Raw genomic sequence first — 16,030 nt, forward strand, 5'->3', positions numbered from 1 at the left:
GGGGTGTAGGCGGCGGCGACGCCCGCGGCGGCCTCGGGGCCGAGGTGCGGGGCCAGCATCCGCTCGTACTCCTGGGGTTCGACGGTCCGCCACCGCAGCTCGTGCCCCAGCGCGGCGGCGAGCTCCGCGGCGGCCCGGTCGCCGGTGAGTGCTTGAGGCCCGGACACGATGCGCAGCGGTGGCGGGGCGGGGTCGGTGACGAGCTCGACGATGGCGGCGGCCAAGTCATCGAGCGCGAGCCACGGCACCGGCAGCTCCGCGGGCAGTGGGTAGACGATCTCCCCCGCGGCCACGAGCGGGAGCGACCAGGGGCCGGCCAGGTTCTCCATGTACGTGAACGCCGGGCCCACCACCGCGGCGACGTCCACGACGCTCGGCAGCTCAGCGAACAGCAGCGCCCGGGCGTCGACGAAGGGCACCCCCGTGGGCTCGGTGACCGGCGGCCCGCCGGTGTTGAACACCACCCTCGGTACCCCCGCACCCTTCAGCGCACCGAGCACCGCCTCGGCCTGCGGCACCGCCGCGTCGGCGGCGAACACCAGCGGCAGTTGCACGACGACCGCGTCGGCCCCGGCGTAGGCGTCGGCCAGGGAGGAGGGAACGGACAGGTCGGCGAAGACCGGTTCGGCGCCGGCGGGCAGGCCGGACGCGGAGTTACGGCGGACGATGGCGCGGACGTGGTGGCCCGCGGCGAGGAGTGGGCCGACCACAGGGCTGCCCTGGGTGCCGGTCGCTCCATGGACGACAACGGTTGATCTACTCATGGATCGGCACATTAGTTTCCAAAATGAAGTAGTACCTAGGATGAAATATTGTTTCCATATGGAAACCAATCGGCTGGACCTCGTCGACCGGTTGAAGTCGGTGTCTCCGCGAGGGTGCGGCGTCGAGCGAACGCTCAAGGTGCTCGACGGCAAATGGACGACACTGATCATCCGGGAGCTGCTGGACGGCCCCAAGCGGTTCGGGGAGCTGCGGTCCGCGCTGGGCGAGCCCAGCGCCAAGACGCTCACCGACCGGCTGCGCGCCTTGGAGAACCAGAGGATCCTCACTCGGACGGTGCACGCGGAGGTGCCGCCCCGGGTCGTCTACGAGCTCACCGAGCAGGGCCAGAGCCTCAGCGGGATCCTGTACGCCATGCTCGTGTGGGGCGAGGAGCACCCGCTCGACGCGGAGGATTCCTGACGGAGAGGGATCCGGAGAGCGTGCCCACGCGGTCCTCGGCGGGCTGGAACAGGGCGGCGAAGCGGGCTGGAACAGGGCGGCGAAGCGGGCTGGAACAGGGCGGCGAAGTGGGCTTCCCCCGATGCCTCGAACGCCGGGCCTGCGCGTGCTGGTCACCGGTCCTGCGCGTCGTCGGGTGGCGCGGCGGGGACGACGCAGGACAGGGCGCGGCGCAGGATGGTGGCGAAGGATTCGGTGTTGCCCGGTACGAGCCAGTGCCGCCCCGCCACGCGGATCGCGCCGGCGACCGCGGCGGCCGTGACGGCGGGGAACAGGTCGCGGCCGGGGTCGGTGCCGGTGCGCGTCGCGATCGCCTCGGCGAGCGGGCCCTCCGCCATGGTGAACGCCTTGAGCGCCTCGCCCTCCAGCTCGGGTGTTGACATGATCATGCGTAGGCCGGCTTTGTCGGGCTCGGGGTTGGTGTAGAGCTCGATCACGGCCGCGATGACGGCCTGGTGGAGTGGCTCGGCGGCGGGCCTGGAGCGCAGCGCCTCACCCGCGCGCCTGGACTGGTCGGCCTGGAAGGAGCAGATCGCCTCCTCCCTGCTGGAGAAGTAGTTGTTGTAGGTGCGGGGCGAGACGCCCGCGGCCGTGGCGATGTCGTGGACGCGCACGAGGGCCAGCCCGTGAGGGCCCTGCTCGATGGCCAAACGCAGCGCGGCGTGGCTGATCGCCTCGCGGGTGGCCTGCTTGTTGCGCGCCCGGAGGTCCATGGCGTCGTCGTTCATGAGAAGACTCTACCCGACTTTGCGTGCCGCGCACTATGTGCGTGGCACGCAAAGTGTGGGTAGAGTGCGCTGGGACGCCTGGCACTCACGCCCAGACAGTGCCACTGAAGGCGTGAGCCGGGACGGCGGGGTCTGCCGGCAGGCCGTCCGCCTGCTGACAGTCCGTCCGTCGCGGGCGCCGTCCCGGAAAGGCCCATCAAGAGCAGGAGCAGTAATGGCATCGAAGATGATTGCGTTCGACGAGAACGCCCGGCGCGGTCTCGAGCGCGGTATGAACCAGCTCGCCGACGCCGTCAAGGTGACCTTGGGCCCCAAGGGCCGCAACGTCGTGCTGGAGAAGAAGTGGGGCGCTCCCACGATCACCAACGATGGTGTGTCCATCGCCAAGGAGATCGAGCTCGAGGACCCGTGGGAGAAGATCGGCGCCGAGCTGGTCAAGGAAGTCGCCAAGAAGACGGACGACGTCGCGGGTGACGGCACCACCACCGCCACCGTGCTCGCCCAGGCGCTGGTACGCGAGGGTCTGCGTAACGTCGCCGCCGGCGCCAACCCGATGGCCTTGAAGAAGGGCATCGAGGCCGCCGTCGAGCGGGTCAGCGAGGAGCTCTCCAAGCTGGCCAAGGACGTGGAGACCAAGGAGCAGATCGCTTCCACGGCCGCCATCTCCGCCGCCGACCCCGAGATCGGGGCGCTCATCGCCGAGGCGATGGACAAGGTCGGCAAGGAAGGCGTCATCACCGTCGAGGAGAGCAACACCTTCGGCCTGGAGCTCGAGCTCACCGAGGGCATGCGCTTCGACAAGGGGTACATCGCCCCACTGTTCATCACCGACTCCGACCGGCTCGAAGCGGTCCTGGACGACCCCTACGTGCTGATCGTGAGCGGCAAGGTCTCCGCCAACAGGGACGTGCTGCCACTGCTCGACAAGGTGGTGCAGGCGGGCGCACCGGTGCTGGTCATCGCCGAGGACGTCGAGGGCGAGGCCCTGGCGACCCTGATCGTCAACAAGATGAAGGGTGTCCTGCGGTCGGTCGCGGTCAAGGCCCCGGGCTTCGGCGATCGCCGCAAGGCGATGCTGAACGACATCGCGATCCTGGCCGGCGGCCAGGTCATCGCCGAGGAGGTCGGTCTCAAGCTCGAGAACGCCACCCTCGACCTGCTCGGCCGCGCTCGCAAGGTGGTCGTGACCAAGGACGAGACCACGATCGTCGACGGCGCCGGTGACGCCGAGCAGATCTCCGGCCGGGTCAACGAGATCCGCGCCGAGATCGAGCGCACCGACTCCGACTACGACCGCGAGAAGCTCCAGGAGCGCCTCGCCAAGCTGGCCGGCGGCGTGGCCGTCATCAAGGCCGGCGCGGCCACCGAGGTCGAGCTCAAGGAGCGCAAGCACCGCATCGAGGACGCCGTGCGCAACGCCAAGGCGGCCGTCGAGGAGGGCATCGTGCCCGGCGGTGGCGTGGCGCTGCTGCAGGCCGGCGCCAAGGCGTTCGACAAGCTCGAGCTCAACGGCGACGAGGCCACCGGCGCCGCGATCGTGAAGAAGGCGCTCGAGGAGCCCCTCAAGCAGATCGCGGTCAACGCCGGCCTCGAGGGCGGCGTCGTGGTGGAGAAGGTCCGCAACATCACCCCGGGTGAGGGCCTGAACGCCGCCACGGGCGAGTACGTCAACATGTTCGAGGCGGGGATCATCGACCCGGCCAAGGTGACGCGCTCGGCGCTGCAGAACGCCGCCTCCATCGCGGCGCTCTTCCTCACCACCGAGGCCGTCATCGCGGAGAAGCCCGAGAAGACCCCCGCTGCTCCGACCATGCCGGGCGGCGGCGACATGGACTTCTAGCCCATCTTTCACCTGTGCGTCGCGAACCTGAGTCGGCGGATGTCCCGGGCTTTGGGACCAGCTCGTCGATGTGCATCGGCAACCCAGGTCACAAAGCCCGCCTCCCTCGCAGGTCCCACCCGCACAACCACACACGGAGGCCCCTGATGCGTGCCTACGGTGTCACCTACGACACCGGCTTCCTATCTGCCGGAACCACCACCCACGAGCCCTTCGACCCGGACACAGTGCGCCGCGAAATGCAGATCATCCGCGACGAACTGTACGGCGACGCGGTCCGCGTCACCGGGGGAGATCCGGACCGCCTTGAGACCGCCGCCCATCACGCCGCACGCGCAGGTCTGGAGGTCTGGTACTCGCCGTTCACCAACGGCCTCACCCAAGACGAGCTGCTGACGTTCATCGTCGACAGTGCCGAACGTGCCGAACGCCTGCGCCAGGACGGGACTCGTGTCGTGTTCCTCACCGGCTCCGAGATCAGCTTGGTCACCAGTGGCTTTCTGCCCGGTGACAGCCTGAAGGAGCGGATCGGCCTCATGGCCGAGCCCGCTCGCCTGCGCGCCGTACTCCCCGAACTGCCCACCCGCGTCAACACCTTCCTCACCCGAGCCGTCGCGGCGGTGCGCGAACGGTTCGGCGGTCCGATCAGTTACGCCTCCCTGCCCTTCGAAGGCGTGGACTGGGCTCCGTTCGACATGATCGCCACCGACGCCGGATACCGCGACGCGACCACCGCGCACGGTTTCCGTGCGGGTCTGCGCGCGCTGACCTCGCAGGGCAAGCCGTTCGCCGTCACCGAGTTCGGCTGCACCACCCACCGGGGAGCCGCCGCTCTGGGCGGACGCGGCGACTCCATCATCGAATGGGACGAACGCGCCCGCCCCCGCCTGGCCGCAACCGTCGTGCGGGACGAAGAAGAGCAAGCTGTGTACGTGCGCGAGCTTCTCGAGATCTACGACGAGGAGGGCATGGATACGGCGTTCATCAACACGTTCGCCCGCCGCGACCTGCCGACGTCCTCCGAGCCCGAACGAGACTTCGACACCGCGAGCTTCGGCATCGTCAAGATCCTGGAGCACGGCCGCACAGGGACGACCTATCCAGGGCTGCCGTGGGAGCCCAAAGCCGCCTTCCACACCCTCGCCGAATACGGACGCGCCAGAAGGGCCGAGATCGAAAGGAGGACGATGACGTGACGCTGCCAACCGCGAAGCTCGGAAGGACCGGATTGCAGGCGAGCCGCCTCGGCTACGGTGCGATGGAGATGCGCGGGCCTCAGGCGTGGGGCAGACCGATGACCGACGATGAGGCCCGCACGGTATTGAACACGGTCCTCGACTCGGGAGTGAACCTCATCGACACCTCGCCGGACTACGGCGACGCCGAGGAGCACATCGGCCGCTGGATTTCGCACCGGCGCGACGAGTTCGTCCTTTCCAGCAAGTGCGGCTGCCCACTCGCCGCGGGCGGTGACCCACGGACGTTCCCTCCGCACGTGTACACGAGGGCGAACGTCCGCGCGTGCGTCGAGCAGAGCCTGCGCCGGATGCGCACCGACCACCTTGACATCTTGATGGTGCACATGAGCCCGAGCGTCGCCGTGATGCATGCCGACGACACCATCGCCGAGATGCTGGCCCTTCAGGACGAGGGCGCGATCCGCTTCACCGGCATGTCAGGGAATCTGCCCCATCTTCCGGAGCACGTCGCGATCGGGGTGTTCGACGTTTTCCTCGTCCCCTACTCGGCGCTCGACCGCTCCCACGAGGAACTCATCAGCGCCGCCGCGGCAGCCGGAGCGGGGACGATCGCTCGCGGCTCAATCGCCCGCCCGCTCGTGGCTCCGCCCGAGGCCATGCCAGAGCCGATGCGCCGGCCGCTCGCCGACCGCCACGCGCGGCTCGCCGCCGCCGGCCTGGACGATCTGGTAGACGGCGCCTCGACGATGGAGCTCCTGCTCCGCTTCATCCTCAGCCACCAAGATCTGCACTCGCTGATCGTCGGCTCGACCCAGGTCGCGCACGTGCAGGCCAATGTCGCAGCCGCCGAGAAGGGCCCGCTCCCGGCGGATGTGTGCGACGCACTCCGGGACCGCCTCAACCCGAGGTAGGAGGCTCAAAAGGCCGTGTCCCGGATGCCTCATCCAGGTCGGCTGTCCTCCGGCGACGGTGGCAGGGCTGCCGATGGCGTCGCCAGGGCGCCTTCGGTGCTGTGAGTTGAGGATCGATCAAACTGGACGGTTCCCGCCCGTTGCGGGGGCGGGAACCGACCTTGTCAGCCATGGTCAGGAGGCGGGCGGTGGCGCGCTTCCGTTGTAGAACGGGTTCTCGGGCAGACGCTCGGGTGTGACGAGCAGCCGGATCACGCCGGCCTTCACCTGCCACGCGTTCCAGACGATCCAGCCGGGTCCGACCTGGTCCGCAGGTAGCGGCTCGAAGGACAGACCGCCCGTCTTCTCATCCGTCCGAATGAGGCTGTATACCGCGGTCAGGTCACGCTTGCGCACCTCAGCCAGGATGTCGTCCACAGGGCGGCCCTTTCGCAACCGGACCCCGTCGAACATCTCGCCTGGAGCCATGGCCGAGTCGAAGTTCGCGTATTCCTCTCCCGGCTTCGCCTGGCGTCCCAGCCTGACATCCACGTCGCCAGTGAAACCGGCGGGGATCCGCATCACCATGATGCATTGGCTGTTCTGTCCTGGTTGACATCCTTCGGGCGTCGTCCCCATCGAGAGGGGGACACCGCCGAACCGGGGGCCGGCAGGATCCGGCTTGGCCTCCGCGACGGGGTGAGAGGAACCCCCGACCGCAATGATCATCCCGAGGATCTTCCCCACCCCGCCTGACGAGACGGGCACCGGGCGAAGACGGACCTTCAGGCCGACCGCGTGGAACGCCTCGGTGTACTTGGCGTACTCGGCGAACGGGTCTTTGATGCGGGCAACGTAATGGTCGTCTTCTCGGTGGATCTCCACCGCGGAGTTGGCGTAGGAGACCGCCACGCCAGGTCCGTCCCCTAGCAGGCTCGGACCCACCACGATGCCTGTTGCGAGCACCGCCGCAGCGGTCAGGGCCAGCACAAGACGGCCAGGCCGGTGCGGAACGTACCGGCGGGTGCGCCCCAGCTCACTGGGGATGAGGCCGGGCTCTTGGGCGGCGATCGAGGCCAGCAGCGCCCGTGCCCCCGCACCGGACGCGTGGCTGTCCGGCTGTCCGGGCTCGACCCGGGCCAGTGGCCGCAGCAGTTCGTTGATCTCATCGACGTTCCTCACGCCGACCTCCCCGCCGGAATCATCCGGCTTGCTGATGTGAATCGGACACCGGCTTCGTCGAGCGCGCGCGAAAAGCGCCGGCGGGCGCGATACAACCTGATGCGCACGGCGTTGCGTGACAGACCCAGCATCGTGGCGATCTCCTCGCGCCCCAGGCCCTCCCAGGCGACCAGCGATAGAAGCTCACGGTCGTCGTCGGACAGGCCCCGGAACACTGCGCCGATCACGCTCAGCTCGACGCCGCTGTCAGGGGAATCCCCAAAAAGGTCGGCCATCTCCGCGTCAAGCTCCACGCTGCGCAGCCGCTGCCGGACCGTGCTCCGACGGTGGTCGGCCAGCACTTTGCGCGCCACGCCATACAGCCAGAGCCTGGCCTCCTGTCCCGGCGGCAGGTCGCCCACCCGGCGCCAGGCGATGGTGAAGGTCTCCGCCACGACATCGGCCGCGTCCTGCGGGGAGTCGCAGCGGCGCGCGGCGTAGGCTGCAATCTGGTCGTACGTCTCCCTGTAGACGGCCTCGAACCTGGTCACCCCGTCGTCATCCACGGGCGATTCCCATGGCTGGTCTCCTTCGTCGTACGAAACGCGGACATATCCCTACATGGCGAAAAGTGCCCCACCATTTCGCGCGAATCTACGAACTTTTCAGGGTTTCGGACTGCCGCGCATCCGCAGGAGCCGCGCCTTGACGTCAGATATCAGGGATGGAGCGACCGGAGATCTCCCCGAAAGCGGCCTGTCGGTAAGGAGGCCCCACCACCCCTTGTTGGGTTCCCGCAGATCGGCAGGGGTCGGCATGTTCCATCACCACCGATGGGACAGCAGGCTGAAACGCCACCCGAACGGTGCCGCCGGCAGGTCGGCCGGTAGGCCTTAGGCACCGAGGCTGAAGGCGGCAGTCGTCCTGCCCGGCACCTTCGCGCGGGGTTCGGGGCCGAGCAAGGGTCCAGCCAAGGTGAGCCCAAAAGCCACAATGGCGATCTTGATTTAGCAAGAGTCTAGGGGTCAGCCGTTGCTGCTGGGGCGAGCAGGCTTGTGATCTCGGCGATGGCCTCGGGCGTGGGCTTGAAGTAGCGCCGTAGGTTCTTCGCTCAGCACGGCCGCTTTCCGGGGGTCAGAGAGATTTGGAACGGAATCCGGCGTTAACGGGGTTATCCCAGGTCAGTGCCCCCTGCCGTTGCGGTCCTCCGGACGTGGTTAACGCCGGATTTCGTTCCATCGCACAGAAGGGCCCCCACTCGTGCGGGTCAGGGCGCGGTGCGGAACCTTTCAGCGTGTTCCCGCGCCCACTGGGCGAAGGTTCGCGCGGGCGTGCCGGTGAGGTCCTCGACGGTGGGCATGACCACACCGCTGACCTCGGGCGGGTTCGTGGCCAGTTGGATCCCGAACTCCACGTAGTCCTTGTCGTATCCGTAGCCGCGCAGCCGGGCGCGCTCCGCGTCCTCGCTCAGGTGCACGAAGGCGATGTCCTGCCCGGTGGCCTCGGCGATGATCCGGGTGCGTTCCGCCGGGGTAAGGGCTTCGGGCCCGGTGATCGGGTAGCTACGACCCTCGTGGCCCCCGTGGGTGAGCGCGGTGGCGGCCACGGCGGCGATGTCGGCCTCATGAACCATCGCGCTGGGGAAGGTGGCGAGCATGGACACAGTGCCCTGGGAGCGGATCTCATCGGCCCATTCGAGGGCGTTGCACATGAACTCCGCCGGCTGCAGCAGGGTCCAGCGGATCGCACTGGACTCCAGGGCGCTTTCGATACTGGTGGGCGACCAGCCGCCGAGGACCGTGGCCCGAGTGATGCCGTGGCGTGCGGCCAGGTCGATGATCTCGGGGCCGTTGGTCAGGTCGCCGTCGCCGCCGAAGGTGATCAGGTGGATCGCGTCGACCCCTTCGAAGGCCGCTCCGAGCGTGGCGGCATCGGTGAGGTCGCCCGCCACCACCTCGACACCGGTCGGGAGGTCGGCTTTGGCGGGGGTGCGGGAGAGTGCGCGGACGTGGTGTCCGGCTTCGTGGAGTCGCGTGACGAGGTGCCGCCCGACCTGGCCGGTCGCTCCGGTGACGAGGATGCGCATGTTCGTGGGTCCTTTCGTGCGGGTGTTGTCAGTCGGTGCTGGCGCGCAGGGCGCGAAGCCCGAGGACGAAGCCGAGGACGACTTCCCCGTGCGCCACGGAGAGGTCGATGCCACGGACGGCGCGGACCTCATCGCCGTTGGGAGCCCGAAAACTCCGGGACAGATTGGCAGTGCTGATCATGTGTCGGCCTACGCTCCATTCCTGCTTCGGTGGCGGTTCCCATCATCACTGGACTTGTGGCCGCTATATGTCCACAAGTGGGCCTAGAGTGGGCCCATGTCGACCGGCACCCGCGTCCTCGAACTCCTCGGACTGCTGCAGAACCGGCGCCATTGGCCCAGCCACGAGCTCGCGCGCCGCCTCGGCGTCAGCCAGCGCACGCTCCGCCGCGACATCGACAGCCTCCAGGAGCTCGGGTATCCGATCACCGCCACACGGGGCACCGGCGGCGGTTACCAACTCAGCCCCGGCGCCTCGCTCCCGCCCCTGGTACTCAGCGAGGACGAGGCCGCCGCCATCGTCATGGGGCTCCAAGAGATCACCTCCGGCCCCTTCCCGACGTCAGCCGACGCCGCGCTGAGCGCCATGGCCAAGATCGTCCAGGTGCTTCCCGTGCGGATCCGACGCCGCATCGACAGCCTCCGCGCCGTCGCCGTCCCGGCGCGAAACCCCGAGGCACGCGTGGGCATCACCGATGTCGCCTCGTTGACGACCCTCGCCCTGGCCTGCCGCGACACCGAGACGGTGGAGTTCGCTTACCGCACCCGCACTGGTCAGACCGCGGCCAGGACAGTCCACCCGCACCACATCGTCCGCGTCGAGAACCGCCTGTACCTCATCGCCTGGGACCTCGACCGAGCCGACTGGCGCACCTTCCGCGTCGACCGCATCGGTGATGCGAGCCGCACCGGCACGACGTTCGCCTCCCGCCCCCTGCCCGCCGACGACGCCGTCGAGTACGTGCGCGCCCGGATCAGGGCGATGCCCGCCAGGTATCCCGTCCGCGCCACGGTCGGGGCCCCCGCCGAACGGGTGCGGGAGGAGATCGCGCACTACGGGACGGTGGAACCCATCGACGACGCCTCGTGCCGGGTGGAGATCGCCGCCGACTCCCTGGACTGGGCCACCTTCTGCATCGGAGCACTCGACGCCCCCGTTGTGGTCCACGGCCCACCGGAAGCCATCGCCTACATGCGCGCCTGGGGGCGACGCCTCACCGCCGGCACTCAAGAGCCTCCATGACCCGCGCAACGGTCTTCAGGGGAGCAGAACCGGGCGGTGCCGACACGGAGCAGGGGACACGGAGCAGGGGACACGGAGGAAACACGCACCGCCCCAGGCCCCCCTCTGCGTCAACGTCCGGCGCCGGGCTGCATGGCCGGTGAGGGGTAGACGGTGAACACCCGCTGGCCGTCGAGCCGCGCGCTGAGCCGCCGCGCTTCGGCCGCCAACGCCTCGCGGGCCTGCGGGGAGACATCGTCATCAAGCAGGCGCAGCTCGACCACACCGCCGGGATCCTGCACCCATGCACCGACGACGCGTCCGTCGACCCAGGCGGTAGTCCCGGCGTTGCCCGCACTGTCGAACAACTGGGGTGCGTGCGCACCGAGGTAGAAGGCGCGTGCCTTCCAGCCCATCACGGTCGGATCGAGCAACGGCAGGAGCGCGACCCACGGCTCGGCGGCGACGACCGGCGCGAGATCGTCCGCGCGTAGCCACCCGACCGAGCCGTCCTCCAGCAACACCCGCTGCGCGCCGATGTCGTCCAGCGCGGTGCGGACTGCGGACTTGGTGGCGCCGAGCCACCAAGCGAGGTCATCGACGGTGCCGGGGCCGTAGGACCACAGCCACCGGGACACCAACTCGGCATAGCCCTGCCGCGCCGCAAGCGCCTCGGGCATCTCATCCCCCCACCACGCCTGTGTCGTCGTCCATGTCGGGCGACTCGTGTACCAGGCTCCAGCGTTGGCCGCGCGCGCCACCGCGCCGTCCAGGCTCAGCTGGGTGAGCACTCGGGGAGCGATCGCGATCCGTCCTCCCCAGGACTTGTCCGGAGCCTGCTCGATGAAACCGGCGGCCTCGGGCACTTCCTCGCGTACCCGCTTCGATGTCCGCGGCACGCCGTCGGCCAGGCGTGCCAGCACCGCCTCCTCCGCAGTCGCGAGCCATGCGGCTCCCTGCCCCTCAGCGGCCGGCCCCCAGCGTTGGAGGTCCCTGACCAGTCGTTTGCGATGGGCCGCGGCCACCCGGGCTGAGGCACTTCCCCACACCGCCGGCACAAGATCGCGGGGGAACACGAACAGGGTCTCGCGCATCGACTGCTGTCGAATGAGGGAGCGTGTGTCGTAGAGCGCCCGTTCGACGTCGTCGATGTCGAACGCGTCGACCCGTGCCCAGCAGGACAGGTGCACGCTCGGCGGGTCGGTGGCGTGTAGACACACCACGGCACGGGCGGCGTCCTCGGGAGAGGCCGCTTTGGCCGTGGGGGCGAGAGCGTGCCGCACGCCCAACCGGGCGCGGCGCTCCTCATCGGTTACCAAGCGCACGGGGCCATCCTGGCGCAGAGGGCCGACAGATCGAGGCGCACGCGGCAACTCATCGACGATTGGGCCTCATGTCATGGTGCCGCCGCCGAACGCGGTGCTCGCCCGCCTCCGTGGGATAGCACACCCATTCGGCCTCCACGGGCTGGCCCAGGTTGCTGCGAGTGACGCCCCTGGCGATGAGCGCGTCCGTGGGAGCTGGGGAACCTGCGGCCTCTGCGCGATGCGAGGGCCGAAGGCGACGAACAGGATTGACCACGATGAGGGATGCCGAGGCCGGACGCGACCATGGCCCCGCGCGGTGCGCGGGGCCATGGCTCGTAGCTGGGTTCACCGTAGCGCACGTACGGTGGCCCGTCCGGCTGCACGTCGTGCTCGACAGGTAGCGCCACAGCGCGGTCAGGCCGTCCGCTCGGGAGTGCTGGAGCTGGGCCACGGCGACGGTGTGCCGTACGCGGGCGACGGGCTGGGCGGCGAGGGTGTGGAAGATGACGTCTTGGCTGTGTGGCGAGTTCATCGTGGTGCGGGCGCTCAGCTGGGGAAGGTGCCGCTGGTGACGTTGACGAACGTGCCGGTGATCGCGGCGGCGTGGTCGGAGGCCAGGAACGCGGCGGTGGCGGCGACCTGTGCCACGCGCGGTGAGCGGCGCAACGCGCGCACGCTGGACAGGTGTTCCAGCACACCGCGGAAGGTGCCTCGTCCACCTGAAGTGCGGAGTTGACGGCGGTGAGCTTGGCGGGGGAGACGGCGTCCCCGACGCCGGAGGTCCAGATGCCGACATGAGCGATCATGGCGGCTCGGCGACCAGGAGAACCCTTCGCCGGCCGGGTGCGCGACTCCAGCACGTTATCCGGTACATCACTCGGACCGGCACAGCGCTCGCCGCCGGGCGGCCGGTATGAGCGCGGTGCCGAAGGTCGCCGCCCTGCGCGGCAGGAACGTCACCCTCGCCGCAGCCGCTAGGGCAGGACACTGCCCCTTTCTCTCGTACTTGGTCTGGCCCCCACCCCCTGCTCGCAGAGTTGGAGACGATCTGTGCCCGCTACGAGAAGATCGCGATCATCTGCCTGGCCGGATTCCACATCGCGGGCATCTTTCTGGTCCGCTCGATGAGCCGAACGACCAGTCTCTAAGAGGTTGTCTTCGATCCCCCTAAGTGATCTTGGATCGCGCTCGGGGTGAGGCGAAAAGACCTTGCCTGCCAGGGATTGTCACGTCTCGTGATCAAGCGCATGCCATGTGTTGATGGTCCGCATCCCGCCGTTGTCCCGTACGTCTCATGCGAGGGGAGAGCGGACCATGCCGACCATGATCGGGCACGTCACCCAGGAGCGCTACGACCAGATCGTCACCCGCGGCCGGGAGCTGGTCGAGCTCCAAACCCGTTCCCAATTCCAGCTCGGCGATCTGGCGCTGGAGCTCGAACCGATCCAGCCGCACGGCGGTGCGCACCCCAACCAGGGCGAGGCACTGTTCGGCGTCTTGGAATCGCTGCAGCTGTTCGCCGATGACCTGGCCATCCCGGTAAAGACGTTGGAGACCCACCGCTGGGTGGCCTCCCGTTGGCCGGCCCAGCACCGCCAGGCAGGGGTCCCGTACTACATTCACAAGACGCTGGCTTCCATCCGCGACGATGAGGAGCGGTGGGCGCGCATCGCCAACCCTCCGCTGGATAACCGCACCGGAACCCGTCGGTGGACCGACACGGCCGCCAAGCAGGCCGTGGACCAGAAGCTCGTCAACACCGCCTCGGTGCAGCAGAAGGTCGCACGGATCCACGACCTGGCACGCGATGAGGAGGTCGCCGTGCGGGTAGCCACCGATCTGCTGCGCCGGCCACAGGCGGCTGAGCGGTCCATGCGCGACGACCTGGCCAAGCACATGGTCAACCGGGCGCAGGTCGAGCACGCCCTGCTGGCCGGCCAGGTGGTACGCAAGCGCACGCCCGCCCTGCCCCGCATCGAGCGAAGCCGCGACTTCCTCGACCTGATCGGGGCGTGCTCCCTGTTCGTGGCCTCGGTCGGGCGGATTCTGCCAGGCTCCGCGACCATCGGTTCACCGGCGAAGAGCGCGCCGCGGTGGCGCGTAACGTGGCCCGCGTCCGGGCGACAGCCGATTGGCTGGAGGCCGCCATCGAGTCGGGGGACGTGAGCCTTGATGAGAGCCTGGCCCGGCTGCTGCGCGGCGAGTAGACCGTGCCCGCCAGGGGCCTGGCGGCCAACGTCTGCGGGGAGCAGGTGCGCCTGGCGCTGCTGGAGGCCCGCCCGGCCGGGCTGACCGCCCGGCAACTCGTGGCCGCTACCGGCCTGAGCCTCTATCAGGTCCGCAAGGGCATCCTCTACGTCCGTGAGGTCTCGGCGATGGCCAACCTGACTCCGCTGATCTGGACCTACGCCGGCGGATATGCCTTCGCGTCCATGCCGGATGACTGGATCGCCTACGAGCGCTCGCGGTTGCGCACCGAGCTGACCCGGATCGGCCGGTTCCTGTCGGCCACAGTGGCGCCTCATGCGGCGCTCACGCCGGAGGAGGAGTGGATCAAGTTGGTGCTGGGCCAGCTCAACGTGGTCCAGACGGCGCTGAACCTGGTCAACAAGGCGGGGGTGTGACTCGTGCGTCCCCGCCGCTACCCCTCAGACACCACCGACGAAGAATGGGCGCTCATCCAGCCGTTGTTGCCGGTGCCCGCATGTCAGACCCCCAAGGGCGGCCGCCCGGAGAAGCATCACCGCCGCGACGTGTTCGATGCGATCAGGTACATCACCGACAATGCGGCGAAATAGAGGGCATTACCTGCGGATTTTCGCCTTTCAAGACCGTGTTCGGCTTCTTCAGCCGCTGGGCCAGGGCCGGGGTCTTCAACCGGATCCGTGATGAGCTCCGCCGCGCCATCCGGCTGCATGCGGGACGCTGCCCTAACCCGGTCGCCGGCGTCATCGACTCCCAGTCGGTGCGCGCCGCGGCCACCGTCACCGGGCGTTCCCGCTCCTATGACGCCGGGAAGAAGGTGTCGGGCAGGAAGCGTCACGTGGTCGTGGACACGTTCGGCCTGCTCATGGCGGTGATGGTCACGCCGGCCGGGCAGCCCGACCGCGACGCCGCCCGGGAGTTGCTGGCCCGGCTGCGAATGCTGCACCCGCAGCTCACCCTCGTCTGGGGCGACAGCGCCTACGCCGGGACGCTGGTGGAGTGGGCCCGCCGTTTCCTGCGCCTCACTCTGAAGATCGTGACTAAACGGCCTGGTCAGACGGGGTTCAAAGTGCTCGCAAGACGTTGGATCGTCGAGAGGTCCCTGTCCTGGCTGATGAACGCTCGTCGCAATGTGGTCGACTTCGAACGCAAGCCCTCACATAGTGAAGCCCACTTGACCGTTGCGTCGATCACGCTCATGACCAGGCGACTGACTAGGAAGAGGCCGCAGGCCTGGACCCGAAAGCCAGCGGCCGCGCCGCGTGCTGCCTGAGAGAGTGAGGCCGGTTCAGGAGGCCGCGGTGGGTCTGAAGGAGGCGAAGAAAGCCGCCGCCTCGTGATCCTGCTCGTTGGCTACGCCCGCCAGCATGGCCAACCGTGTCACGAGCCGGGGCAGGTCAGGCCTGCAGGCCTGCGGTCGGGAGCGACCTGCGCACACGCCTGGTTACCCGCCAGCATCACGGCCAGCATCACGATAGTGCTCTGCGAGATCTGCTCGCCCGGTGTTACTTGTCCAGCAGGTCGGCGATCCCGGGTTGGGCCTCGCTGAAACTTCTTGACGTTGGCGCGTAATGATGGGCGCGCTCCACACATAGGAGGCATATCTGCATTTCGTGCTTATTAAGGAGTCGCTCATGGGAATCGCCCGTGGATGACGAACGGCTGGCCAGGTTCGAGGCCGTCTACCGGGAGACATATGGCCAGATCACAGCGTATGCCGTGCGCCGCTGCGACTCGCCGCAGGACGCCGCGGACGTGGTCGCGGAGACCTTCACGATCGCCTGGCGGCGGATGGACGATCTTCCGTCAGGGGAAGGGGCCACGTTATGGCTCTACGGCGTGGCGCGCAACGTGCTGGCCAACCACCACCGTAGCGAGGGCCGCCGCAAGGCCCGCAGCGCCGAACTCGACCTCAAGATGGCCGACCGTTACGCGGATTCCCCCGGCAGCAGGCTCGAACGGGAAGCGATCGCCCAGATATTTCGGGCCCTGCCCGACGACGACCGGGAATTACTGGCCCTGGTCGCCTGGGAGGGCCTAGTACTCCAGTGACACTTCGCGATCTTGAGGGATCGGGTCACATGGCGACGGCCACCGCGTGATCATTCGGAGTTTGTGAAGACAACCAAAGATCGTGCGGTGGCCGCGAGCCACAGCGTAGACCCTGA

The 16,030-nt window shown here is 68.6% G+C and carries 17 protein-coding genes and 1 pseudogene; 10 read left to right on the top strand and 8 right to left on the bottom strand.

Annotated elements, in window-relative coordinates; translation table 11 throughout:
• On the bottom strand, window positions 1–764 hold a 764-nt coding region (locus tag ETD86_RS44365; protein ID WP_170223597.1), incomplete at its 3' end, for an SDR family oxidoreductase.
• A gap of 58 nt (window positions 765–822) precedes the next feature.
• Between ETD86_RS44365 and ETD86_RS44370 the strand changes: the two genes are divergently transcribed.
• Window positions 823–1,185 carry a winged helix-turn-helix transcriptional regulator gene (locus tag ETD86_RS44370; protein ID WP_138672643.1) on the top strand — a complete coding sequence of 121 codons (363 nt, stop codon included), beginning with the start codon at window positions 823–825 and terminating at the stop codon, window positions 1,183–1,185.
• 152 nt (window positions 1,186–1,337) lie between these two features.
• Here ETD86_RS44370 and ETD86_RS44375 read toward each other — a convergent pair whose 3' ends face one another.
• On the bottom strand, window positions 1,338–1,952 hold the full coding sequence (locus ETD86_RS44375) for a TetR/AcrR family transcriptional regulator (protein ID WP_138672644.1): 615 nt from the start codon (window positions 1,950–1,952) through the stop codon (window positions 1,338–1,340).
• A 214-nt stretch (window positions 1,953–2,166) separates the two neighbouring features.
• On the opposite strand from ETD86_RS44375, the gene groL reads away from it, so the two are divergent.
• From groL to ETD86_RS44390, 3 genes are all read left to right on the top strand, one after another.
• Window positions 2,167–3,792 (top strand): chaperonin GroEL, encoded by a 1,626-nt coding sequence (gene groL, locus ETD86_RS44380; protein ID WP_138672645.1) that lies wholly within the window; start codon window positions 2,167–2,169, stop codon window positions 3,790–3,792.
• A gap of 146 nt (window positions 3,793–3,938) precedes the next feature.
• Window positions 3,939–4,988 carry a glycoside hydrolase family 113 protein gene (locus tag ETD86_RS44385; RefSeq protein ID WP_138672646.1) on the top strand — a complete coding sequence of 350 codons (1,050 nt, stop codon included), beginning with the start codon at window positions 3,939–3,941 and terminating at the stop codon, window positions 4,986–4,988.
• Window positions 4,985–5,902, top strand: a complete 918-nt coding sequence (locus tag ETD86_RS44390; protein WP_138672647.1) for an aldo/keto reductase — start codon at window positions 4,985–4,987, stop codon at window positions 5,900–5,902. Before ETD86_RS44385 ends, ETD86_RS44390 begins: the two co-directional genes overlap by 4 nt.
• A 174-nt stretch (window positions 5,903–6,076) precedes the next feature.
• Here the strand turns inward: ETD86_RS44390 and ETD86_RS44395 are convergent, their stop codons facing one another.
• From ETD86_RS44395 to ETD86_RS56030, 4 genes are all read right to left on the bottom strand, one after another.
• Window positions 6,077–7,063, bottom strand: a complete 987-nt coding sequence (locus ETD86_RS44395; RefSeq protein WP_138672648.1) for a hypothetical protein — start codon at window positions 7,061–7,063, stop codon at window positions 6,077–6,079.
• A complete protein-coding gene (locus ETD86_RS44400; protein WP_138672649.1) occupies window positions 7,060–7,608 on the bottom strand; it encodes an RNA polymerase sigma factor in 549 nt (182 codons plus the stop codon). Before ETD86_RS44400 ends, ETD86_RS44395 begins: the two co-directional genes overlap by 4 nt.
• A gap of 701 nt (window positions 7,609–8,309) precedes the next feature.
• Window positions 8,310–9,128 (bottom strand): NAD(P)H-binding protein, encoded by an 819-nt coding sequence (locus ETD86_RS44405; RefSeq protein ID WP_138672650.1) that lies wholly within the window; start codon window positions 9,126–9,128, stop codon window positions 8,310–8,312.
• Between the two features lie 28 nt (window positions 9,129–9,156).
• Window positions 9,157–9,309 carry a hypothetical protein gene (locus ETD86_RS56030; protein ID WP_170223598.1) on the bottom strand — a complete coding sequence of 51 codons (153 nt, stop codon included), beginning with the start codon at window positions 9,307–9,309 and terminating at the stop codon, window positions 9,157–9,159.
• A gap of 96 nt (window positions 9,310–9,405) precedes the next feature.
• On the opposite strand from ETD86_RS56030, the gene ETD86_RS44410 reads away from it, so the two are divergent.
• Entirely contained in the window at window positions 9,406–10,371 is a 966-nt protein-coding gene (locus ETD86_RS44410) for a helix-turn-helix transcriptional regulator (protein WP_138672651.1), read from the top strand.
• A gap of 110 nt (window positions 10,372–10,481) precedes the next feature.
• Here the strand turns inward: ETD86_RS44410 and ETD86_RS44415 are convergent, their stop codons facing one another.
• The gene (locus ETD86_RS44415) at window positions 10,482–11,675 is read right to left on the bottom strand and encodes a winged helix DNA-binding domain-containing protein (protein WP_138672652.1); all 1,194 of its coding nucleotides are present in this window, start codon (window positions 11,673–11,675) and stop codon (window positions 10,482–10,484) included.
• A gap of 528 nt (window positions 11,676–12,203) precedes the next feature.
• The gene (locus ETD86_RS59425) at window positions 12,204–12,443 is read right to left on the bottom strand and encodes an SDR family oxidoreductase (protein WP_138672653.1); all 240 of its coding nucleotides are present in this window, start codon (window positions 12,441–12,443) and stop codon (window positions 12,204–12,206) included.
• A gap of 537 nt (window positions 12,444–12,980) precedes the next feature.
• Here ETD86_RS59425 and ETD86_RS44425 point away from each other — a divergent pair.
• From ETD86_RS44425 to ETD86_RS44440, 5 genes and pseudogenes are all read left to right on the top strand, one after another.
• Window positions 12,981–13,864: pseudogene (locus ETD86_RS44425) on the top strand (DUF6192 family protein).
• 3 nt (window positions 13,865–13,867) lie between these two features.
• Window positions 13,868–14,281 carry a hypothetical protein gene (locus tag ETD86_RS44430; protein WP_138672655.1) on the top strand — a complete coding sequence of 138 codons (414 nt, stop codon included), beginning with the start codon at window positions 13,868–13,870 and terminating at the stop codon, window positions 14,279–14,281.
• 3 nt (window positions 14,282–14,284) lie between these two features.
• Window positions 14,285–14,455, top strand: coding sequence for a transposase (locus ETD86_RS57550; protein ID WP_211370699.1), 171 nt, complete (start codon window positions 14,285–14,287; stop codon window positions 14,453–14,455).
• A gap of 5 nt (window positions 14,456–14,460) precedes the next feature.
• Window positions 14,461–15,135: an IS5 family transposase gene (locus ETD86_RS44435; protein ID WP_281287064.1), complete on the top strand. Its 675-nt coding sequence runs from the start codon at window positions 14,461–14,463 to the stop codon at window positions 15,133–15,135.
• A 374-nt stretch (window positions 15,136–15,509) separates the two neighbouring features.
• On the top strand, window positions 15,510–15,914 hold the full coding sequence (locus ETD86_RS44440; protein ID WP_138672656.1) for an RNA polymerase sigma factor: 405 nt from the start codon (window positions 15,510–15,512) through the stop codon (window positions 15,912–15,914).
• Window positions 15,915–16,030: the final 116 nt, after the last annotated feature.

Origin of the sequence: Nonomuraea turkmeniaca (assembly GCF_005889735.1) — a bacterium.
Taxonomy (GTDB): domain Bacteria; phylum Actinomycetota; class Actinomycetes; order Streptosporangiales; family Streptosporangiaceae; genus Nonomuraea; species Nonomuraea turkmeniaca.

What these genes read in the sequence shown, in the direction of transcription:
- ETD86_RS44370 (WP_138672643.1), top strand. Translation starts at nt 823, where the DNA reads ATGGAAACCAATCGGCTGGACCTCGTCGACCGGTTGAAGTCGGTGTCT.
- ETD86_RS44375 (WP_138672644.1), bottom strand. Translation starts at nt 1,952, where the DNA reads ATGAACGACGACGCCATGGACCTCCGGGCGCGCAACAAGCAGGCCACC.
- groL (WP_138672645.1), top strand. Translation starts at nt 2,167, where the DNA reads ATGGCATCGAAGATGATTGCGTTCGACGAGAACGCCCGGCGCGGTCTC.
- ETD86_RS44385 (WP_138672646.1), top strand. Translation starts at nt 3,939, where the DNA reads ATGCGTGCCTACGGTGTCACCTACGACACCGGCTTCCTATCTGCCGGA.
- ETD86_RS44405 (WP_138672650.1), bottom strand. Translation starts at nt 9,128, where the DNA reads ATGCGCATCCTCGTCACCGGAGCGACCGGCCAGGTCGGGCGGCACCTC.
- ETD86_RS56030 (WP_170223598.1), bottom strand. Translation starts at nt 9,309, where the DNA reads ATGATCAGCACTGCCAATCTGTCCCGGAGTTTTCGGGCTCCCAACGGC.
- ETD86_RS44410 (WP_138672651.1), top strand. Translation starts at nt 9,406, where the DNA reads ATGTCGACCGGCACCCGCGTCCTCGAACTCCTCGGACTGCTGCAGAAC.